Consider the following 21515-nt stretch of genomic DNA (forward strand, 5'->3'; position numbering starts at 1 on the left):
TCACCGTGTCCCGTCCCACCCCGTCGCGCCGGCGGCGCCGAGGCGCCGCGGCCCTCGTGGCGGTCGTCGCCGCCCTGGCGGCGGTCGCTGCCGGCACGCTCAGCCTGCCCCTGCCACCGGCGCAGGCCGCGGTCACCGCCACCTGGGTGCGCCAGATCGGCGGTCCGGGCCACGCCGGGCTCTACGCCTGGGGCGCGGCCACGGCCCGTGACGGGTCGATCCTGGTGGGCGACTACAACAACTACGACGTCAAGCGCTACTCACCCGACGGCGAGCTGCTCCAGGTGATCGGGGGCAAGGGGAGCGGGCCGGGGCAGACCAACCAGCCCTACGGCCTGGCGGTCGACCCCACGTCCGGCGTGCTCTACGTCGCCGACACCATCCCGCGCGAGATCGAGGTCTACGACCCCGACGGCACCCCGCGGGCGACGTGGGACATCGACCCCACCGGGGGCTACTACACGACCCGGCTCGCGGTGAACCACGACGGCTGGGTCTACGCCGTCAACTCGCAGAGCATCAGCCGGACCAGCCCGCACACCGTCAACGTCTACGACCGCACCGGGGCCTTCCTCTTCCGCTTCGGCCGCACGGGCACCGGGCCGGGGGAGACCCTCGGCCTGCGCGGGATCGCGATCGGCCCCGAGGAGCAGGTCTTCGTGCTCGACGCGGGCAACCGCAGGGTGCTCGTCTTCGACCGCGACGGCGCCTACCTGCGCACCTTCGGCACGCCGGGTGCCGGACCCGGCCTCCTGGGCGGTGACCTGCGCGGGCTCGCCCTCGACCTCGACAACGGCTGGGTCTACGTCAGCGACGCCTCCGACGGCACGGTGGAGAAGCTCACCCTCGACGGCACACCGGTGGCCACCCTCACCGTGCCCGGCCCCGACCCGGGCACCACCGGCGGGCCCCGGGAGCTCACCGTGGGGCTCGACCACGCGCTCCACGTCATGGACTACACCGGTCAGCGGGTCCTGGTCTTCAGCCCGTCTGGCGCGCTGGTGCGCGAGGTGCCGGCGGTGCCCGAGCCCGCGCCGCCCGGCGGCTTCAACCAGCCCGAGGGCGTCGCGGTCGACCAGGGCACCGGTCAGGTCTTCGTCGCCGACACCTTCAACCACCGCGTGCAGCGCTTCGGACGCGCGGGGGGCTACCAGACCTCCTGGGGCTACCGCGGCCGCGGCACGGGCACGGCCATGGACTACCCCCGCGGCGTCGGCGTCGATCCCGCCGACGGCACGGTGTGGCTCAACAACACCCGCTCGGCCGACGTCAAGCACTACACCGCCGACGGTGGCCCCCTCGGCTCCTTCGGCAGCCAGGGAGCCGCTCCCGACCAGCTCTACTACTCCCGCGGGATCCACGTCGGCACCGACGGTCTCCTCTACGTGCCCGACTCCGGCAACCGTCGCCTGCAGGTGCTGACCCGCTCCGGCGACCTGGTCTGGTCGGCGCCGTGCGGCCAGGGCGCCCTCACCGGCAACTACGTCCTCTTCGGCTGCACCTCGGTCGACCGCGACGCCGCCGGCAACGTCTACGCCGCCGCACCCACCGAGGACGTGGTCTACAAGTTCTCCTCCACCGGTGTGCTGCTCGCGAAGCTCGGCAGCCACGGCACGGGGCCCGGGCAGCTCGACGGCGCCTACGGCGTGGCCGTGCGCGGCGACCGGCTCTTCGTCTCCGAGACCGACAACAACCGGATCAGCGTGCTGAGCCTCGACGGGGCCTTCGTGGGCTCCTTCGGCGGACCCGGCCGCGCCCACGGCCGCTTCCGACGGCCCACCGCGCTCGCCCTGGATCCCCAGGGCCGGCTCTACGTCACCGACACCGGCAACGACCGGGTGGAGGTCTTCCGTGTGTCCTGACCCGCTGTCCCACTCCCACGCCCCCCTCGAGACCGCGTCAGGGCCCGTCCACGCCCTCGCCGCCGCGCCGCTGCCCGAGGACGCCTCGCCCGCCGCGCGGCTGCGCGCCCGCGCGGGCCGCCACGTGGCCTGGGCCCGCCGCGACGGTCTCGGCCGCCTCGTGGAGGAGGACGGGCTCGACCCGCGCGAGCGGCTGGCCGGGGCGGTGTCGGCGTACCGGTGGCGGCGGGCGCACCCGCGCCCGGCCGGCTCGGCGCGCGCGGTGCTCGTGGTGGGGGTGCAGCGCTCGGGCACCAACATGGTCGTGCGCGGCATCGAGCGCGACCCCTCGGTCGAGGTGCACAACGAGAACGACCGCCGCGCCTTCGCCCGCTTCCAGCTGCGCGACGACGCGGTGGTGCGCGGCGTGGTGGGCGACAGCCGCCACGCCGTGGTGCTGCTCAAGGCGCTGTGCGACAGCGACCGCACCGCGCAGCTGCTCGACCGTCTCGGGCCCGAGAGCCGCGCCGTGTGGGTCTACCGCGACGTCGACGGTCGCGCCGCCTCGGCGGTCGCGAAGTTCGGCGACGTCAACCGCCGCGTGCTGGCCGAGATCGCCGCCGCGGCGGCCGAGGGGCGCCGGACGGGCCGCTGGCAGGAGCGCGGCCTCTCGCCGGCCTCCCTCGACCTGGTGCGCTCCCTCGACCCGGCCCGCCTCGACCCCTGGTCGGCCGCGGCGCTCTTGTGGGTGGTGCGCAACCGGCTGCTGCTCGAGGGTGGCCTGCACCGGCGCCGCGACGTGCACGTGGTCTCCTACGAGCGGACCGTCGCCGACCCCGAGCCGTCGGTGGGTGCGATGGCGCGCTTCCTCGGCCTCGAGCCGGCCCCGGGGCTGTGGTCCCACGTCGACGCGCGCAGCGTGCGTCCACGCCGCCTCGACCTCGACCCGCGCGTGCGGGCGGCGTGCACGGCGCTGGAGACCGACCTGGCCGCCGCGGCCGACGTGTCGCTGCGGCGGCAGGCCCCGCGGGACCCCCGGCGGTGAGGGTGGGTCCTGGGTCGGTCGCGCCCGCGACCGCGGTCGCGGGGGCGCCCCCGACCGGCACGCGCGGCGTGGCCCGCCAGAGCACGCTCAGCGGCTCGGTCGCCACCCTCGCCCTCGGCGCCGGGCTGCTGCTCGACGTCGCGGCGGCCGCCGCCTTCGGGGCCGGTCGCGACACCGACGCCTTCGTCGCCGCCGCGCGGCTGCCGCTGGCCGGCACCGCCGTGCTCCTCCTGCTCGGCAACCAGGTGCTGGTGCCGACCTTCGCCACCTGGGCGGTGACCCTCGAGGCACGGCGGATGCGACGCCTGGTGACGGGCACCCTGCTGGGGGCCGTGGGCATCGGCGCCGCGCTGGCCCTGGCCCTCGGCGCGCTCGGGCCGCTGCTGGCCCGGGTGCTGGCGCCGGGCTTCGACGCCGAGCAGACCGCGCTCACCGCCTCGCTGCTGTGGGTGATGGTCTGGACGCTGCCGCTGGCGGCCGGCTGCGAGGTGCTGCGCTCGTGGTTCAACGCCCGCGCCCAGGTCGTGGTGCCCGCCGCCATGACGGTGGTGATGAACCTGGTGGCCGCCGGCCTGGTGCTCACCTGGCCCGGTGACGTCCGGGTGCTGCCGCTGGCCTACGTCGTCGGCTCGGCCTGCCAGCTGCTGCTGGTGCTCGCCTGGGCGGTGGTGCGGGGCTTCCGGGTGGCCCGCCCGCGCTGGCGCGACCCCGAGCTGGTGGCGCTGCCGCGGCTGCTGGCCCGGCCCTCGACCGCGGCCGGGCTCAACCCGCTCGCCCGCGTCGCCGAGACCGCCATCGCGTCCTTCCTGGCCCCCGGGTCGGCGACGGTGCTGCACTACGGCAACCGGCTGGTCTCCGCCGTCGGCGGCACGGTGCTCTTCCGCTCGGTGATGGTCGCGGTGCTGCCGCGGCTGACCCGGGCCCAGGTCGCGGGCCGCCGCGACGAGGCCGCCGCCCTGGCCACCCTCGGCCTGCGGCTGATGGTGGCGGTCTCGCTGCCGCTGACCGCGCTCACCGTCGTGCTCGCCGTGCCGGGCGTGGAGCTGCTCTTCGGCCTCGGCCGCTTCGGGGAGTCCGACGCCCGGCTGCTGGGGCTGTGCGTGGTCGTGCTCGCGCTGTCCTTCCCGGCCTCGGCGGTGCAGCGGGCGCTGCTGGCTCCCTACTACGCCGCGCGCGACACCCGCGTGCCGCTGCGCAACGCGGTCGTCGGCGTCGCCGTCGACCTGGCGCTGCTGCCGGTGGCGGTGCTGCCCCTGCTCGGCACGGGCTACGAGGTGCTCGGCGTCGCCGCCGCCTTCGTGGCGGGCAACCTCGCCAACGTGGTCCACGCCCACCACTGCCTGGTGCGCTCCGAGCTGCCCCGACCGCGGCTCGACGCCGCGGCGCTGCGCGGGTCGGTGGTGGGGGCGCTCGCCGTCGCCGCGGCCGCCGGCGCGGCCTGGGCGCTCGGCGGCGGTCTCGCCCCGCTGCTGCCGGGCTCGGCCCTGCGCCTCGTGGTCGCGGGCTCGGTCGGCGTCGTGGTCCTCGTGCTCACCGTCGTCGTGCAGCGCCGTGCCTCGACCGGCGGCCGCCACCGGCGCACCGGGGGGGCCGGGTCGTGACCGGCCTGGTGGTCGGCCTCGGCGTGGTGCTCCTCGTGGGCCTCGCGCTGCGGCGCATCGACCTCTTCGTGCTCGTCGTCCTGCTCGTGCGCACCTCCCTCGACGCCGTGCGGGTGCCGGGGCCGGCCGGCCTCGACCCCGCCGCGCTCCTGGGCATCCTGCTGCTGGGCACCGCCTCGACCTGGCTGCTCGCGACCTGGCGCCGCGAGGGCTGGCCGCGGCTCTCCCCGCTCGCCCTGACCTCCCTGGCCTTCGCCGGGGCCGGCCTCGTCGGCGTCGCGGTGGCCCCGGCGTACGCCGTGGCGCTGGTGGAGTGGACGAGGCTGGCCAGCATCGCGGTGACCCTGCTGGTGGTGGAGCGCCTGGCCGCCTCGGCGACCTTCCGGCGCCGTCTCGTGCTCGTGCTGCTGCTGGCCGCGGTGGTGCCGCTGTCGACGGCCGCGGTGCAGGTCGTGCGGGGCGAGGGCCTCTTCGAGGCGGGTGGCTTCGACCGGGCGGTCGGCACCTTCACCCACCCCAACCCCTTCGCGGCCTACCTCTCGATCGTGGTCGTCGTGGCGCTGGCCCAGGTCGTGCACCGCAGCGAGACCCGGTTGCGCCTGGTCTGCGCCGCCGTGGCCGTGCTCGCCTCGCTCGGCCTGCTGGCCACCTACACCCGCGGCGCCTGGCTGGCCGCCCTGCTGGGCGTCGCGGTCGTGGTGGCGCTGCGGCAGCGCCGGCTGCTCCTCGGCGTGGCCGGCGCGCTGGTCGTCGTGCTGCTGCTCGTGCCCGGCATCGCCCAGCGCTTCGGCGACCTCGGCGACGAGGAGAGCCTGCGCGGCGAGCCGGGCAACTCGTTGACCTGGCGCTTCGAGTACTGGTCGGAGGCGCTCGACCTGGCCTCGGAGAGCCCCGTCACCGGCATCGGTCTCAAGCAGGTCGCGGGGGAGAGCCTCGAGGGCAAGCAGCCCCACAACGACTTCCTGCGCGCCTACGTCGAGATGGGCCTGCTCGGGCTGCTCGCCTTCACGCTCTTCGTGGCGCAGCTCGCGCGCACCGCCGTGCGCGGCTGGGCCCGCGCCCGGGGCGGCCCGGTCGCCGACCGTGCCCTGGCCGCGGCCTTCGCGGGGGTCGCCGCGGGCTACGTGCTGATGAGCGCCGTGGCCAACCTGATGTCGCAGGTCGTGGTCGGGGTCTACCTCGCCGCGCTGGCCGGCTGCGTCTCGGCGATGGTGCAGCGCGGCACCGACCCGGCCCTCGACCCGGCCCTCGACCCGGCCCTCGACCCGGCGCTCCACCCCGCCCTCCACACCGGACCCGTCCCCAATAACGAGCACGGCCGGCCGCCTCGCGCCGAGGAGGACCCCACGGGCGGCACGGTGGAGCCCGGCACCGGCCGTCGCGCCAGCGCGGCCGGGGAGGCCGTCACCGGGGGAGAGTGAGATGCGCGTCCTGCACGTCAACAAGTTCCTGCACCGCCGCGGCGGGGCCGAGGGCTACATGCTCGACCTGGCCGAGCTGCAACGGGTCGACGGCCACGAGGTCGCCTTCTTCGGGATGCAGCACCCCGACAACGACGTCGCCTCGGTCGGCCGCCCACCGCGCCACGTGGAGTTCGACCCGGCGCCCTCCGGCACGGTCGCCCGCCTCGGGCTGCTCGGGCGCATGGTCTGGTCGGTGCCCGCGGCCCGCGGCATGGCGGCGGCCATCGAGGAGTTCCGCCCCGACGTCGTGCACGCCCACAACGTCTACCACCAGCTCTCGCCCTCGGTGCTCCACGCGGCCTCCTCGCGCGGGGTGCCGGTCGTGCTGACCCTGCACGACTACAAGCTGGTCTGTCCGACCTACCGCTTCCTCGACCACGACGCGCCCTGCACCGCGTGCGTGACGCGCGGCCCGTGGGAGGCCGCCCGGCGCTCCTGCCAGGGCGGCTCGCGCGCGGCCAGCGCCGCCGCGGCGCTCGAGGTCGACCTGCACCGCCGCTTCGGGGCCTACGACGCCGTCGACCGTTTCCTGGCCCCCAGCCGGTTCCTCGGCGACCAGGTGGCCGCCGCCGGCGTGCAGGCGGGGCGCGTGCGCGTGCAGCCCAACTTCGCGGTGCTCGGTGCGCCTCCGGAGGGCCCGCCCGCCGACCCGCGGCTCGTGGTGGCCGCGCGCCTGTCCAGCGAGAAGGGCGTGGACACCCTGGTGCGCGCGGTGGGCGCCCTCGACCTGGCCTCCTCCGGGGTCGCCGGGGGCGCCGGGCAACCCGCGGGGCCGGTGCTCGACGTCGCCGGCGACGGGCCCGCCCGTGCCGAGCTCGAGCGGCTCGCCGCGGCCGTCGCCCCGGGGCGCGTGCGCTTCCACGGGCGTCTGGCCCGCGAGGAGCTCCACGCGCTGATGGCCGGCGCCACCGCGTCGGTCGTGCCCTCGCGCTGGCACGAGAACCAGCCGCTGTCGGTGCTGGAGTCGCAGGCCCTCGGGGTGCCGGTCGTGACGACCACGCTCGGCGGGCTGCCGGAGCTGGTCGATGAGACCACGGGCTGGCTCGTGCCGCCCGACGACCCCGCCCGGCTCGCCGAGGTGCTCGGCGCGGTGCTCGCCGACCCCGCCCGCGCCAGGCGCCGCGGCCTGGCCGGGAGGGCCCGGGTCGCCCGCGACCACGACCCCCGCACCCACCTCCGCTCCGTCGTCCGGCACTACCAGGAAGCAAGCGCGTCATGACCGTCGTCTCCAGCCGCCCCGGCACGCCCCTCACCCTGCCCGCCCCGAGCGCCCCGAGCGCACCGGGAGCCGCCGGAGAGCCGGCGGGGCCCCGTCGCGACCCGCGCGGCCCGCTGCGCATCGCCATGATCGGGCAGCGCGGGCTGCCCGCGCGCGCCGGTGGCGTCGAGCGCCACGTCGAGGAGATCGCCACGCGGCTGGCCGCCCGGGGCCACCACGTCACCGTCTACTGCCGTCCGGGCTACGCCGAGCGCACGACCCGCAGCTACCACGGGGTGCACCTGGCCTCGCTGCCCACCGTGCGCCACGCCGGGGGAGAGGCCTTCGTGCACAGCGCGCTCAGCGCGCTCGTCGCGGCCGGCGCCCACCTCGACGTCGTGCACTACCACGCCCTGGGTCCCGGTCTGTTCTCCCCGCTGACCCGCTCGCTGAGCCGCGCCGCGGTCGTGCAGACCGTGCACGGTCTCGACGACCAGCGCGACAAGTGGGGCGGTGGGGCGCAGCGCGTGCTGCGTGCCGGCCGGACCCTGTCGGCCCACGTGCCCGACGAGGTGGTGGTGGTCTCCCGCGCGCTCGCCGAGCACTACCGCGACGAGCTGGGCCGCTACACCACCTACATCGGCAACGGCGTGCCCGTCGTGCCGACCGCCGACCTCGACCTCCTCGCCGGGCTCGGCCTGCGCCCGGGCGGCTACGTCGCGTTCGTCGGGCGCCTGGTGCCGGAGAAGGACCCGCTCGGCCTGGTGCGCGCCTTCCGCGACGTCGCGACCGACCAGCGGCTCGTGCTGGTCGGCGACAGCAGCCACACCGACGCCTACGTCGAGCAGCTGCGCGCGGCCGCCGCCCTGGACCCCCGCGTGCACCTCATCGGCTACCAGTACGGCGCCCACCTCACCGCCCTGCAGGCCGGGGCCACGCTCGTCGCCCAGCCCTCGCTCCTCGAGGGCCTGCCGATCGCCCTGCTCGAGGCCGCCGCGCACGCCCGGCCCGTCGTGGCCAGCGACATCGCCCCGCACCTGGAGATCCTCGGCGGCTCCGCCCCGGGGCGGGCCGTCTTCCGGGCCGGCGACGGCGACGACCTGCGCCGGGTGCTGCAGAGCGAGCTCGACCGGCCGGCCGCCACCCGTCAGGCCGGTGCCGACCAGCTGCGCGCCGACGCCGTGCGCCGCTACGACTGGGACGTCGCCACCGACCTGCTGGAGGCCGTCTACCGCCGCGCCCGCGCCCGCCGCCACGGACCGGTGGGCCCGGTGGGTCCGGTGGGTCCTGAGGCCGCGGTCCGGGCGGCGCTCAGCGGATAGGGCCGGGGGAGCGCACCAGGACCGGCGCGGCCCCGACGTCGGACCCCACGGGGAGCCGGCGACCGGTGGCTGCGCGCAGCCGCCACGCACGCGGCGCGGGGCTCGGGCCGGTCTCCGACCACACCACCGCCCGCCACGGCCGCGGCGACCCGGCCGGCCCGGCGAGCCACCGCACCCCGCGCAGCCCGCGTCGCTCCCGCACCGGGGCCACGGTGCCGGGCCGTGCGCCGGCGAGCGCCCGCGCGAGCACCGCCCAGCCGCGTCCGGCCGGCAGCACGCGGCCGTCGGGGCGGGTCAGCCCACGGAAGACCTGGGCGTCCGCATCGGGGGTCCAGGCCACGGGCAGCTGCACCACCACGCGCACCCCGGAGCCCAGCAGCAGCGCGGTCGAGCGCCACAGGTCGCCGGCCTGCCGGCGGGCGTCCCACCGCGGGCCGGGCCAGGCGGTGCCGACCTCCCACGCCTCGACGCGGGCGCCGGGCGGGAGAGCGCCGCGCACGGCCCGCAGCGCCTGGGCCAGCGCCTCCGGCGCCTCGTAGAAGTGCAGCTGGTAGGCGTCGACGACCCCGTCGCGCACCAGCGCGAGCGCGTGGCGCCAGGTCTGCCGGGCCCGCCGGGCGGGCTCGCTGCGCAGGACCGCCGCGAGGCCGTCGCGCCCCCCGACCCGCTCGACCGCGGGCCACCGGCTGGCGCCGCCCTCGATGCGGCGCCCGTAGTGGAGCCGGTACGCCGCCAGGGCGGCCCGGTCGCGGTCGCGTGCCAGCAGCCGGGCGGCCAGCACGACGCCGTACCCGGTGCTCGACAGACCGGAGTCGAGCACCCGCGCGCGGGGGTCGGCGGCGCGCACGACGGGCGCGACCCGGCGCACGAGCCGGTCGTAGGCGGCGGGGGAGGCGGCCCAGAAGCCGGTCACGTCGGTCTCGTTCTCGACCGCCCACACGTGCACGCCCCGCGCGGCGTAGCGCTGCACCACCCGCCGCACGAGCGCGAGGTAGGCGTCGAGGTCGCGCGGCGGGGTCGAGGTCTGCTTGCCCGCCGCCTCGTCGCCGACCCGGCCGGGCGGCAGCGGCACCCGCGGCGGGGTGGTGCCCCAGCACTGGCCGGTGCGCAGCTTGAGCATCGGGGCGTGGCCGAGGGTGACCGCGTCGGAGACCAGCGCGTCGAGACGGGTCCAGTCGAGGACCCCGGGGCGGGGCTCGAGGTCGCACCACTCGACCTCGGCGAAGGTGAGGCCCGCGGGGAAGTCGGCGACGTAGCCGAAGGTGCCGGGCTGGGCCCGGCTCCACTTCAGGCCCAGCCACCCGGCCGCGCCCGCCCTGACCCGGGCGTCGGGGTCGACCGGGAGCACCGGGGCGGGCGTCGCGGAGCCGGTGGTGGTGGGCCGGCCCCCCGCAGCGCCCGGCGTCCCTGTCGCGCCGGGCAGCGCGGTCGGCGCGGCCGGCTCCCGGGCGGCGGGGTCGGTCCCGCCGCAGCCGCCCAGCGCGAGGGCGACGACGAGCAGCACGACCGGTGACGCGGGCCGACCCGGTGACGCGCAGACGCCCCCGAGGGGCCGGCGCCGGCTCACCGCCCCGGGGCGCCGGGGCGCAGCCGGTAGCCGTAGCGCCGCAGGGTGCCCCGGGTGAGGGCGGTGACGGCGCGCTGCTGTGCCCGCGGCATCGAGCGCCGCCACTCGTCGTCGAGGGTGAGCAGCACCAGGCCGCTGCGCATGCGCGCGGGGTTGCCGGCGACGGTGTGGTGCACCCCGAGCCGCGCCACGCCCGGCTCGGGCAGCAGCGCGCCGAGGTCGCCGCCGTCGAGCCCGAGGGTGCGCAGCACCCGGTCGAGCTGCTCGCGCGGCTGGGCGAGCAGGTCCTCGTAGGTCAGCCGCACGTAGCGGGCGGACCCGGCCGGCACGAGGGCCTCCATGCCGCGGTTCCACAGCAGCCACAGCGCCGCGCTCTTCCACGCGCCCCGCCGCTCCATCAGGGCGCCGGCGCCGAGGTCGGGCTGGGCCCGCACGCGGGTCCAGGAGTACGCCGCGGCGCGCGGGTCGCGCACCAGGTGCACCACGAGGGGCTCGACGTCCTCGAGGGCGTCGAGCACGGCGGCGTAGGTGGGCAGCTTGGAGGAGTCCACGACCACCGAGGCCCCGGCCACGGCGGCGGCCGCGGCGTAGAGACGCCCGGTGAGGCGCTCGAGCTCGCCGTCGGGGCGCAGGGAGACCCGCGCCCGCTGGTGCACGACGTGGGTGGGCAGGGTGCGCAGACGGGTGCGCGCGGTGAGCTCTGCGTGCATCCGCTCGGCCAGGGCCCGTCGCTCCGCGCCGGGGCCGGGGCCGAGGGCGAGGTCGAGCACCTCGCCCCACCACGGACAGGCCGAGAAGGTGGCGCCGCAGCCGCAGAGGCGGTCCTGGAGCAGGCCGCGCTCCCAGACGAAGCGCATCTCGCCGACGCTGACCCAGCCGTCGACACCGCCGAGCAGGTTGGCCAGCACCGTGCTGCCGCTGCGCCCGGTGCCGGCGACGTAGAGCACGCGGGTCGGTCCGGTGGTCGGTCCGGTGGTGTGGCCGGTGTTGGGGCCGGTGGCCGGCCGCGGGCCCGCGGCGGGCTCGACGCTCATCGCCGACCGACCGGGGTCGGGGTGCGGGGGCCGTCGTGCTCGGGGTCCTGGTCCGGGGCGTCGGCCCCGGGGGCGGGCGGGGCCGAGACCGAGCGCCGGCGGCGCGCCCGCCGGGTCTCGCGCCGGGGGGTCGACGCGGGCCCGGGCTCGCCCCTGGCCGGCGCCGGGGCCGGCCCCGAGCGGTGGGTGCGCGGGCGGTCGCGCAGCAGTCCCGCGGCCAGCACGACGGCCGCGGCCAGGGCCAGGCCGCCGACGGCGCCCGTCACCCCGGCGCGCACGAGCAGGGTGCGGCGGCTCTCGGTGACGGGGTCGCCGACGTCGAGGGTCTCGGGCTGCACGGCGGCGTCCTGGCGCACCAGCACGGCGTCGAGCTCGGCACGGGCGTCGGCGCGCAGGGCGCGGGAGCGCTCGACCTCGTCCTGCACCGGCTCGTAGCGGTCGACGGCGGTGCCGATCCGGGCCAGGTCGGCCTCGGCGCGGTCCAGGGCCTCCTGGAGCGCGGCGGCCCCTGCGCCGCCCACCGTGCCGTTGGCCAGGCCTGTGGTCAGCGCGACCCGCAGCTGGGTCGCCTCGCTCTCCTTGGCGCGGTAGGCCTCGATCGGCAGCAGCAGCCCCGAGCGCTCGGTGAGCCCCTCGCGGCGCTCGAGCGCGTCGGCGTAGCGGGCGTCGGCGCGGTCGAGCCGGGCCTGGGCGATGCCCACGGGCGCGACGTAGAGCTCCTGGGCCGTGCTGCGCACGAGGGCCTCGACGACGGCCGCGACGTCGGTGCCCGGCGGGGTGCGCACCTCGACGTCGAGGAGGTTCGAGGTGCCGACGCGCTCGGCGGTGACGTCGCGGTCGACGACCAGCTCGACGCCGACGGCGTCGCCGGCGTCCTGCACCGCGGTCTCCGAGACCAGCGCCGAGCGGAAGGCCTCGACGGCCTGGGCCACGGCCGAGGCGCTGGTGTCGGTCTCGGGCACGACCACGGCCACGGTGGCCAGCGAGGTCGCGCGCGGGGAGTCGTCGGCGTGCACCCCCACCCACAGCGCGGCGCAGAGCACGGGGAGGACGACGAGGAGCCACCGGGCGCGGCCGGCGGCGGTGAGGAGCTCGGTCAGCTGCATGGCGCCGAACCTAGGCAGCGATCAGCGTCCCCGACCCCGCCCCGACGGGCCGTCACCACTCTTGGGGACGTGCCCGCCGGGCCCCGCTGCACGGGGTCGCGGCTCGCTTGACTCCGAGGGTCAGAACGTCCACCCGAGGAGCCCCATGACGTCGTACGCCGCAGCCCGGCCGACCCGTCCGGCCCGGCCCGACGACCGCGGTGACGCGGGGCCGCTGTTCGTGCTGGGCGCGCCGCGCTCGGGCACGAGCCTGGTCTACCGCGCGCTGGCCCTGCACCCGCGCGCGGGCTGGGTCAGCAACTACCACCGCCGGCTCCCGGCCCTGCCGGAGCTGGGGGCCCTGGGCCGCGTGGCCCGCCTCGCGCCCGAGCGGCGCCGCGCGGTGTGGTTCGGCCCCGGGGGCGACGACGCCTACCGCTACGCCTCGCGCCGCAGCCTCGCCGAGCGGTTCTTCCCGCAGCCGGTGGAGGGCGAGCCGGTGTTCGTGCGCCGCGGCGCCCTGCCCGGCGCCGCCCCCGGCGACCCCGCCGTCGACGTCGCGGGCCTCGTGCGCGACCTGGAGCGGCTGCGCCGCAGCGCCGGCGCCGCGGTGGTGGTCTCCAAGCGCATCGACCACAACCGCCGGGTGCCGCTGCTGGCCGAGGCCTTCCCGCGGGCGCGCTTCGTGGTCGTGACGCGCGACGGCCGTGCCGTCACGCGCTCGCTGACCGGCGTGGACTGGTGGCCCGACCTGGAGCTGTGGTGGGACGGCGGGGCGCGGGTGCTCGACCGGGTGGCGCAGGGCGCCGACCCCGCCGAGCTGGCCGCGCGCCACTGGCTCCACGAGACCGAGGCCCTCGACGCGGGGCTGGCCGGGCTCGACCCGGGCCGCGTGCGCCACGTGGGCTACGAGGAGCTGGTCCGCGACCCCGTCGCGGTCCTCGGCGCGACCGCCCGCTTCGCCGGGCTGGGCGAGTACGGTGCGTGGGCCGAGGAGCTGCGCCGGCTGAGCTACCCCGACCGCAACCGCTCGACACGCGAGGTGCCGGTGGGCGTGGCCCGCATCCTCGCGCCGTCGCTGGCCCGTCACGGCTACCGGTGAGGGGCCGACGGTGAGGGCGAGACCGGTCTTCGTGCTCGGCACGGGGCGCTGCGGGTCGACACTGGTGCACGAGGTGCTGGCGCGCCACGAGGACACCGGCTTCGTGACCAACCTCGACGACCTCGGCGTGCTGCGCAGCCGCCACGCCCACAACGTCGCCTGGCGGCGCCTGCCCGCCGGGGTGACCCGCAAGGGCGGGGCGCGCTTCGCGCCGAGCGAGGCCTACCGGCTGCTGGCCCGCGAGGTGTCCCCGCTGCTCGTCGACCCCGCGCGCGACCTCACCGCCGCCGACGCCACCCCGTGGCTGCGGCGGCGGCTGGTCGACCTGGTGGAGGACCGGGCCGAGGCGCTGGGCGCCCCGGTCTTCCTGCACAAGCTCACCGGCTGGCCGCGCGCCGGCCTGCTGCTGGAGTGCTTCCCCGACGCCCTGGTCGTCGAGGTCGTGCGCGACGGTCGGGCGGTGGCCAGCTCGTGGCTGCAGATGCCGTGGTGGGACGGCCACCGCGGCGCCGGCCGGCTGCTCTTCGGCCCGCTGCGCCCCGACCTGCACGAGCTGTGGCGCGAGCACGGTGAGAGCTTCCCGGTGCTCGCGGGCCTGGCCTGGCGCTCGCTGATGGAGGCCTACGACGACGCGCGCGCCCTCGCACCGGCCGGGTCCTGGATCCGGGTGCGGCACGAGGACGTCGTCGCCGACCCGCACGGCACGCTCGGCGCCGTGCTCGACCACGTGGGACTGGCGCGCAGCCGGTCCTTCGAGCGGGGACTGGCCCGCCACCACTTCGACCCGGCCCGCTCGGAGGCCTTCCGCGACGACCTCGCCACCGGGGACGTCGCGGCCCTGGACAAGGTGCTGGACGCCCAGCTCCTCGCCCTCGGCTACCGCTGACACCCCGGCGCCGCGGCGTCCCTCGCACCAGGAGCAACCATGACCGACCCGTCCGAGACCCGACCGCGCGCTGCGCGCCGTACGCCGGGGCGGCGCAGCCGCCTGCGCGTCGCCGCCGCCCGCCTCCTGCTCGCCCTCACCGTGGCGCTCGCCCCGGCCCTGCTGGTCGTGACGACGACCGGCTCGACCGCCGACGCGGCGGTGGCCTCGGGCCAGCAGCCCCGCTTCCTGCGCTCCATCGGCGGCCAGGGCCGCCCGGGCGTCTTCGCCTGGGGCGTGCAGTACAACCCCGTGACCGAGGAGGTGCTGGTCGGCGACTACCTCAACTTCTCGGTGCGCCGCTACGACAAGCAGGGCAACCCGCTGGGCGACTTCTACCGGCCGAACCCGCTGGGCCAGCCCTACAGCATCGCCACCGACCCCACCGACGGGGCGGTCTACGTCGCGGAGCTCAAGGACAACCCGCTCACCGCCGCGATCGCCAAGTACGACAAGGCGGGCAACTTCCTCTACACCGCCGACGCCAGCCTGAGCTCCTCGACCGGCAACCGCTTCCGTGCCTTCTACCCCGTCTGGATGACGGTGGAGGAGGACACCGGGGACGTGTGGGTGCTCGACAGCCACTACCAGAACCTGTCGGTGACCGCGAACACCCTCGACGAGGCCAACCCGCCGCGCCTGCTGCACCTGCACTTCAACGACGCCACCCAGACCGTCGACGAGCTCGGCTCGTGGGCCATCACGCCGCCCGGCACGTCGGAGACCAACCAGGCGCGCGTCTACGGCATCGACATCACCGACGACGACCAGGTCTACATGACCGACGCCTTCAACCGCCGGGCCTACGTCTACGGACGCGACGGCACCTACCTGTCGACCTTCGCCACCACCCAGACCGGCGGCGACAACCGCAGCATCACCGTCGACGACGCCTCGGGGCGGGTCTACCTCGTCGACGCGGAGAACTCCGACATCGACGTCTTCCGCCGCGACGGGTCCTACGTCGGGAGCTTCGGCGGGGAGGGGGAGGGACCGGGCCAGTTCTCCGGCGGCGGGCGCCAGGTCGACGTCGACGACGAGGGCAACGTCTGGGTCGGTGACTTCGGGGGCTTCGAGGTCGAGAAGTACACCTCCGGCGGCACCCCGCTGCTGCGGGCCCCGAGCCCATCGCGGCGACCTCCCGTGGGCATGCTCGCGCAGCCGCGCGACGTGTCGGTCGACGACGCCACCGGCGACGTGTGGGTGGCCGACGCCTGGGCCCAGCGCTTCCAGCGTTTCAGCTCCACCGGCGCCTCCCTCGGCGCCTGGGGCCGTCGTGGACCGGGCGGTGCCTTCGACATGAACTACCCGCGCCACATCGCGGTGCAGCCGCCGACGGCCACCACGCCGAAGCGGCTGTGGGTGGTCAACGAGCGTGGCCACCACCTCCAGGTCTACAACGCCCCGACCACCGCCGGCGGCAGCCCGACCTACGTGCGCCAGGTCGGCCAGATCGGCTCCGACGACACCGACAACGGCCACTTCCGCTGGCCCGGAGACGTGGAGTTCTACACCCGACCCGACGGCCGGCAGGTGGCGATCATCACCGACCGGATGGCCGCCAGCGTCAAGATCCTCGACGCCGTCACCTTCGCCGAGCTCGACGCCAGCCCGACCGTCGACGACCCCGACGCCAACTTCATCCCGGTCACCGCGAGCGGCACAGCGGTCGACCCCTCCACCGGCACGATCTACATCGGCTCGGGGACGCGGGTGCGCACCTACGACCAGGCCGGCAACGCACTGGCCACCTTCGGCGCCTCGGGCACGGCGCTCGGCCAGTTCCGCGACATCGCCGACCTCACCTTCTGCGGCGGCCAGGTCCACATCGTCGACGAGCAGGCCGCCAAGGTCACCGTCATGAACCCCGACGGCACCTTCGTGACCCGGTGGGGCTCCACCTACGGCCAGGACCCCTACTCCTTCCGGGGCCCGGCCGGCGTCGACTGCGACGGCCAGGGCCGGGTCTACGTCGCCGACTCCGGCAACGACCGGATCCAGGTCTACGACACGGCCGCCGCGCGCACCTACGAGTCGACCGGGCCCTCGGCCCCGGTCGTGACCGCACCCGCCCAGAGCAGCGTGCTGCCGCTGGCCTCGGTCACCCTCACCGGCACCGCCGCCGACAACCAGTCGGTCGGCAACGTCGAGCTGTCGGTGCAGGACGCCGACACCGGGCTCTACTGGAACTCCTCCGACGCCAGCTGGGACGCCGCCCCCACGTGGTCGATGGCCTCGTGGACCTCGAGCGCCGCGCCCGCGACCTCGGCGTCGTGGCGCTTCGTCTTCCCCGGGGTCGGCGCCCGTGGCCGCTACCTGGCCACGGTGCGGACCGTGGACCACAACGGCAACGTCAACGCCGGGTCCGCGGTCGTGCGCTCCTTCGCCATGACCGGCGCCACCCCGCCGCCGCTGCCGCCGCCCACCACCAACGACACCACGCGCCCCGACGGCACGCTGACCTTCCCCGCCCCACCGCCGGCTCCCGCAGCGGCGCTGCCGCTGGGCACCGTGCGCTTCGCCGGCGCCGCGACCGACAACGTCGGCGTCGCCGGGGTGCGCGTGGCCCTCAAGGACAACGCGACCGGGCGCTGGTGGAGCGGGAGCGGGTCGACCGGCTTCTCCACGGGGTACACGTCGTGGCCCGCGACGCTGGACGCGCCCGGTGCGACGAGCACCGGCTGGTCGTGGGAGTGGACGCCACGGGCGGCCGGCTCCTACACGATCACCGTGGAGGCGCGCGACGCCGCCGGGCTCATCGACGGCTCCCGGCCCTCGGTGCCCTTCACCGTGACCACGGAGGCGCCCGACACCGTCGCCCCCGACACCACGATCACCTCGCCGGAGGCGGGGGCGAGCCTGCCCAGCGGCAACGTCGCGCTGAGCGGCACCGCCACCGACGACCGTGCGGTGGCGGGCGTGCGCCTCGCCATCACCGACGGCTCCGGCCGCTCGTGGAACGGCACCGCCTTCACCACCGCGCCGGCCACCGTGGCCGCGACCCTGACGGGCTCGGGCACCCCGTCGGCCACCTGGGGCTACACGCTGCCGGGAGCACCGGCCGGCTCCTACGCCGTCACCGCGACCGCGACCGACGCGTCGGGCACGCCCGACGCCGACCCGGCCACCCGTTCCTTCACGCTGAGCGGGGCACCCGACACGACCGCACCGGTGGCACGGGTGCTCGCACCCGCCGCCACCAACGCCACCGCGTCGATGCCGTCGGTGGTGCTCTCGGGCGACGCCACCGACGCCGTCGGGGTCACCTCGGTGCGCGTCGCGGTGCAGGACACGGTCAGCAAGCTGTGGTGGAACGGCAGCGGCTGGGGTCCCTACACGACCGTCGCCGCCGGGGTCTCGCCCGGCGTGCCGACGGCCACCTGGGCCTACACCTTCGCCCCGCCCGCGGCGGGCCGCTACGGCTACCAGGTGACCGCGGCCGACGGGGCCGGCAACGTCTCCGCCCGCACGGCCTGGCGCACGGTGACCCTCCAATGACCCCCGGTGACCCTCGAGGGCGCTCCGACGACGCTCCCGTGGCCGCCGCCGCCGGCGCTCCGCCGACGCTCCCGTGGCCGCCGGCGGTCCGCCGGTGACCCGGGCCGCCTGCCGGGCCCGCTCACCGGCCTGACCGCCCGCCCCCGACACGGGCCCACCCCTCTGGGGGGAGGGGGGTCACCCGACGACGACGCCCCACCCCGCTCACGCAGCGGGGTGGGGCGTCGTCGTTCCCGGGCCCGTCGGCGCCGTCGGAGGATCGATCCAGCGGTGCCAGCCGCCCGGCTCGGCGCGGTGCCCGCGGGTGCGGCCGGCGTCGCACCGCGCGACGGTGCCCGCGCTGACGGCGCCACGTCGGTCGGTCCACGCTCGTGGCCTCGCAGCTCCTCCTGGGTGATCGGACGTCGGGTCGACGGAGGACCGCTAGCGACCAGCGACCAGCGACCAGCGACCGGCGACCGGGCGGACCGGCGACCGGCGATCGGCGACAGGCCGCCGGCGGCCGGCGGCCGGCGGCCGGCGGCACCAGGGTGCCGGTGGCGTCGAGGTGCCGGTGGCGTCGGCGCCGTCGTGGGCTCGCGTGTCCTCGGCGGGCCAAGGCGCTTCTGGGTTGAACGAACGTTCGATCAACCCAGGACTGCCAGCGGGCAGCTGCTCGCGGCACCGTGGTGTCGGTGGTGTCGTGGCTGTTCGTGGGGCTGCGTGTCGTGGGCGGGCCGAGGTCCTTCTGGGTTGAACGAACGTTCGATCAACCCAGGACTGCCAACGGCCAGCTGCTGGCGGCCCGGTGGTGTCGGTGGTGTCGTGGCTGTTCGTGGGGCTGCATGTCCTGGGCGGGCCGAGGCCTTTCTGGGTTGAACGAATGTTCGATCAACCCAGGACCGTTGCCGGGCATGGGGTGGGGCAGGGGGCGGGGCAGGCGGGGGAGGGGTGTCGGTGGGGGCGTCGCCCGGGCTGCTGGTGTCCGGCGCCCGGAGCGGGTCGGGCACTGCCGGTGTGGATGAGCCTCCGGTCGCCCGGGGCCCGCCCCGGGCCGGCTGGCCAGCGGATCCGCGGGCCGGTCCGGCTGCTGGGTCCCGGAGCGGGGCGAGGTGCTGCGGGGTCGGACCGACCGCCGACCGCCGACGGCCGACCGCTCCGCACCCGAGCGGGTGGCGGCCGTGGCTCGCGCGCGTCAGTAGGCGCCGCGGCGGCCGACGACGGCGCCGAGGGTGCGCAGGAGGATCGAGGCCTCCAGGCGCAGCGACCACTGGTCGACGTAGGTCAGGTCGAGTCGGACGCTGTCGTCCCACGACAGGTCGGAGCGGCCCGAGACCTGCCACAGGCCGGTCAGCCCGGGCTTCACCCGCAGACGTCGTCGCGTCCGCTCGTCGTAGGCGTCCACCTCCGAGGGCAGCGCGGGCCGCGGTCCGACGAGGGCCATGTCCCCGCGCACGACGTTCCACAGCTGGGGCAGCTCGTCGAGCGACCAGCGCCGCAGCACGGCACCGACCCGGGTGACGCGGGGGTCGCGGCGCATCTTGAAGAGCACCCCGTTGCCCTCGTCGAGGTGGGCGACGGCCTCCAGGCGCAGCTCGGCCGCGACCTCCATCGAGCGCAGCTTCAGCATGATGAAGGGACGCTCCCCGCGCCCCACCCGCACCTGGCGGAAGAGCGCGGGGCCGGCCGAGTCCAGCCGCACGGCGACCACGAGCCCCAGCAGCAGCGGCAGCACGCCCAGCAGCAGCAGCAGTGCGGCCGCGCGACCTGCGAGGTCGCAGGCCGCCCGGCAGGCCCGGGTGGCCTGTGAGCCGAGCCACCGCTCCCCGGCGGCCAGGTCGGCGGCCAGGTCGGCACCGAGGTCGGCCACCAGCTCGGGCAGACCCTCGGGCACCACGTCGACCAGTCCCACGTCGACCAGTCCCACGTCGACCAGTCCCACGTCGACCAGTCCCACGTCGACCAGACCACCGTCCCCCGTCACGTCGACCCGGGCGAGCTCCGCCCTCGGTGACCCGGGCTCGGGCCCGGCGTGCTCCAGCTCGATGCTCGACATCTGCTACCCCCTCGAGTCGCCCTCACGGGCCGCTCATCGCGCTCCACGCTAGGGAGGGCTCTGGGGGCGGGCATCCCGCAAATACGGCACAAATGCGGGCCGCCCCGACGCCGGCTCAGCCCACGGCGGAGTACCACCCGACACGGTGGGCGATGCCGACCGCGGAGAGCTGGGAGGAGACCCCGAGCTTGGCCAGGATCGACTTCACCTGGGTGCGCACCGTGGCCTCGGAGACCACCGACTCGCGGGCGATGTCGCGCACCAGCGAGCCGCGCATCAGCCCCTGGAGCACCTCCTGCTCGCGCGTCGTCAGCAGCTCGAGACGCCGGCGGAGGTCCTCGTGGTCGTGACGCTGCTCCTGCCACAGGCGCAGCAGCTCCTCGCGCTCGCTGACCTGCAGCACGGGCAGCCCGTGGTGCAGTCGCCGCACGACGGCGAGCAGGTCGTTGAGCGGCCGGGTCTTGCTCACGACCTGCCGTGCACCGAGCCGGACGCACTCCCCCCAGGTGGCGCGGTCGGGCGAGGACGTGACGACGACGACCGGCGTGCCGGTCGCGGCGATGGTGCGCACGACGCGGGCCGCCTGGCCCAGCGGCCCCGGGTCGAGCCCGATGAGCACCATCCGCGGACGCAGCCGCGCCAGGGTGCTCGACAGCTGCCCGGGCGCGCCGGCGACGTCGTCCAGGCGCACCCGGCGCGCGTCGTAGCCCTCCACCCCGAGCGCGAGCTCGAGCGACTCGGCGAACAGGACGTGGTTCTCGATGATCAGCACGCGGAACCCACTCCGCGGCACGACAGACTGACTCACTGGGCCCCCCTCCAGCAGTCGGCACCACGCGGGCTCTCCCGGTGCGTGCGACTGGTCGGAGCCTAGGAACGGCCCTCAGGGTCCTCACAGGGACTTAGGTCCCTACCCAAGCTTGACGAGTCGACCGGTCGGTCCGCCGGGCGGCTGCGCCTGCGCGTGCCCAATAGTCAGGATGCGGGGGTGCGACGTCTCACCGGCGACCCGTCCACACCCCACTGTGGGCCCGTGACCTGCACAGACGCCGTCGTCTGCCCCACGAGACCCGCCGGCCCGGCCGGCTCCGCCGCCCCGCCCCGCTGCCGGGGAGGCGGGCAGTGGTGACGCCCTTCGTCGCGGAGGCGACGTCGCGCCCCGCCCCGTCGCGGCCGGGGGTGCTGGTCGTCGCCGACGAGGGTCTCGTGGCGGAGACGGTGGCCTCGGCGCTGCGTCGGCGCGGCTTCCTCACCGAGCACGTCGTGCTCGGGTCCGCCGCCGAGCACGGCCGGCCCGACGTCGTGCTCGTGGTGGCCGACGTGGGCAGTCCGCGGCGCCTCGGCGCCCTGCGCACCGCCGTCGCCGGCGTCGGCACGCCCTGGGTCCTGGTGACGACGACCGAGCGCGGCCCGTGGTGGGGCGCGGCTCTCGAGGCGGGCGCCAGCGAGGTCGTGGAGTGCACGTCGTCGCTGCGCGAGGTCGACCTCGCCCTGCGGCTGGCAGCGGCCGGGCACCGGTCGGTGGAGCCGCAGACGGTGGCCGAGCTGGTGGCCGCCTGGTCGCGGGTCAGGCGGGAGCGGACGTCGGTCGAGCGGCGCATCGCTCAGCTCTCGCCGCGCGAGCTGGAGGTGCTCGACTCCCTCTTCGCCGGCACCAGCGTGGCCGAGATCGCCGTCGCCGCCGGGGTGTCGGAGGCGACCGTGCGCACCCAGGTGCGCGCGGTGCTGCGCAAGCTCCACGTGCGCTCGCAGCTGGCCGCGGTGGCGCTCTACGCCGCGGTCCTGGAGGACTCGTGAGA

At 76.7% G+C, this 21515-nt stretch carries 15 protein-coding genes; 10 read left to right on the plus strand and 5 right to left on the minus strand.

Features of this window, described 5'->3' with window-relative positions; genetic code table 11:
* Positions 1–5: 5 nt before the first annotated feature.
* The 6 genes from ASF47_RS11185 to ASF47_RS11210 all read left to right on the plus strand — a co-directional run bounded on the left by ASF47_RS11185 (position 6) and on the right by ASF47_RS11210 (position 8470).
* On the plus strand, positions 6–1862 hold the full coding sequence (locus ASF47_RS11185) for a 6-bladed beta-propeller (protein WP_056864055.1): 1857 nt from the start codon (positions 6–8) through the stop codon (positions 1860–1862).
* On the plus strand, positions 1852–2886 hold the full coding sequence (locus ASF47_RS21455) for a hypothetical protein (RefSeq protein WP_056864056.1): 1035 nt from the start codon (positions 1852–1854) through the stop codon (positions 2884–2886). The genes ASF47_RS11185 and ASF47_RS21455 overlap by 11 nt, the downstream gene beginning before the upstream one ends.
* 68 nt (positions 2887–2954) lie before the next feature.
* On the plus strand, positions 2955–4487 hold the full coding sequence (locus ASF47_RS11195) for a lipid II flippase MurJ (protein ID WP_162242271.1): 1533 nt from the start codon (positions 2955–2957) through the stop codon (positions 4485–4487).
* The gene (locus ASF47_RS11200) at positions 4484–5908 is read left to right on the plus strand and encodes an O-antigen ligase family protein (protein ID WP_056864058.1); all 1425 of its coding nucleotides are present in this window, start codon (positions 4484–4486) and stop codon (positions 5906–5908) included. Before ASF47_RS11195 ends, ASF47_RS11200 begins: the two co-directional genes overlap by 4 nt.
* A gap of 1 nt (position 5909) precedes the next feature.
* A complete protein-coding gene (locus ASF47_RS11205) occupies positions 5910–7169 on the plus strand; it encodes a glycosyltransferase (RefSeq protein WP_056864059.1) in 1260 nt (419 codons plus the stop codon).
* The gene (locus tag ASF47_RS11210; protein ID WP_056864060.1) at positions 7166–8470 is read left to right on the plus strand and encodes a glycosyltransferase family 4 protein; all 1305 of its coding nucleotides are present in this window, start codon (positions 7166–7168) and stop codon (positions 8468–8470) included. Before ASF47_RS11205 ends, ASF47_RS11210 begins: the two co-directional genes overlap by 4 nt.
* Here the strand turns inward: ASF47_RS11210 and ASF47_RS11215 are convergent.
* From ASF47_RS11215 to ASF47_RS11225, 3 genes are read right to left on the minus strand one after another with little or no spacing between them, the layout of a single operon-like run.
* On the minus strand, positions 8460–9974 hold the full coding sequence (locus ASF47_RS11215) for a hypothetical protein (RefSeq protein ID WP_056864061.1): 1515 nt from the start codon (positions 9972–9974) through the stop codon (positions 8460–8462). The two genes, ASF47_RS11210 and ASF47_RS11215, sit on opposite strands and share 11 nt — an antisense overlap.
* A gap of 59 nt (positions 9975–10033) precedes the next feature.
* Entirely contained in the window at positions 10034–11071 is a 1038-nt protein-coding gene (locus ASF47_RS11220; protein ID WP_056864062.1) for a sulfotransferase, read from the minus strand.
* A complete protein-coding gene (locus tag ASF47_RS11225) occupies positions 11068–12177 on the minus strand; it encodes a hypothetical protein (RefSeq protein ID WP_056864063.1) in 1110 nt (369 codons plus the stop codon). Before ASF47_RS11225 ends, ASF47_RS11220 begins: the two co-directional genes overlap by 4 nt.
* 145 nt (positions 12178–12322) lie before the next feature.
* On the opposite strand from ASF47_RS11225, the gene ASF47_RS11230 reads away from it, so the two are divergent.
* Genes ASF47_RS11230 through ASF47_RS11240 form a run of 3 tightly spaced genes read left to right on the plus strand, consistent with a single transcriptional unit; the run spans position 12323 to position 17681 of the window.
* The gene (locus tag ASF47_RS11230) at positions 12323–13258 is read left to right on the plus strand and encodes a sulfotransferase family protein (protein ID WP_056864064.1); all 936 of its coding nucleotides are present in this window, start codon (positions 12323–12325) and stop codon (positions 13256–13258) included.
* Positions 13259–13268: 10 nt separating this feature from the next.
* Positions 13269–14144, plus strand: a complete 876-nt coding sequence (locus ASF47_RS11235) for a sulfotransferase family protein (RefSeq protein WP_082500219.1) — start codon at positions 13269–13271, stop codon at positions 14142–14144.
* 39 nt (positions 14145–14183) lie between these two features.
* Positions 14184–17681: an Ig-like domain-containing protein gene (locus ASF47_RS11240; protein WP_056864066.1), complete on the plus strand. Its 3498-nt coding sequence runs from the start codon at positions 14184–14186 to the stop codon at positions 17679–17681.
* 1174 nt (positions 17682–18855) lie between these two features.
* Here the strand turns inward: ASF47_RS11240 and ASF47_RS11245 are convergent.
* Entirely contained in the window at positions 18856–19716 is an 861-nt protein-coding gene (locus tag ASF47_RS11245; RefSeq protein WP_056864067.1) for a sugar transferase, read from the minus strand.
* A 115-nt stretch (positions 19717–19831) separates the two neighbouring features.
* The gene (locus ASF47_RS11250) at positions 19832–20488 is read right to left on the minus strand and encodes a response regulator transcription factor (protein WP_228942452.1); all 657 of its coding nucleotides are present in this window, start codon (positions 20486–20488) and stop codon (positions 19832–19834) included.
* Between the two features lie 353 nt (positions 20489–20841).
* Between ASF47_RS11250 and ASF47_RS11255 the strand changes: the two genes are divergently transcribed.
* A complete protein-coding gene (locus ASF47_RS11255; RefSeq protein WP_162242272.1) occupies positions 20842–21513 on the plus strand; it encodes a response regulator transcription factor in 672 nt (223 codons plus the stop codon).
* Positions 21514–21515: the final 2 nt, after the last annotated feature.

The organism is Nocardioides sp. Leaf285, assembly GCF_001422955.1.
GTDB classification, from domain to species: domain Bacteria; phylum Actinomycetota; class Actinomycetes; order Propionibacteriales; family Nocardioidaceae; genus Nocardioides; species Nocardioides kribbensis.

What these genes read in the sequence shown, in the direction of transcription:
- ASF47_RS11230 (WP_056864064.1), top strand. Translation starts at nt 12,323, where the DNA reads ATGACGTCGTACGCCGCAGCCCGGCCGACCCGTCCGGCCCGGCCCGAC.
- ASF47_RS11225 (WP_056864063.1), bottom strand. Translation starts at nt 12,177, where the DNA reads ATGCAGCTGACCGAGCTCCTCACCGCCGCCGGCCGCGCCCGGTGGCTC.
- ASF47_RS11240 (WP_056864066.1), top strand. Translation starts at nt 14,184, where the DNA reads ATGACCGACCCGTCCGAGACCCGACCGCGCGCTGCGCGCCGTACGCCG.
- ASF47_RS11245 (WP_056864067.1), bottom strand. Translation starts at nt 19,716, where the DNA reads ATGTCGAGCATCGAGCTGGAGCACGCCGGGCCCGAGCCCGGGTCACCG.
- ASF47_RS11210 (WP_056864060.1), top strand. Translation starts at nt 7,166, where the DNA reads ATGACCGTCGTCTCCAGCCGCCCCGGCACGCCCCTCACCCTGCCCGCC.
- ASF47_RS11205 (WP_056864059.1), top strand. Translation starts at nt 5,910, where the DNA reads ATGCGCGTCCTGCACGTCAACAAGTTCCTGCACCGCCGCGGCGGGGCC.
- ASF47_RS11220 (WP_056864062.1), bottom strand. Translation starts at nt 11,071, where the DNA reads ATGAGCGTCGAGCCCGCCGCGGGCCCGCGGCCGGCCACCGGCCCCAAC.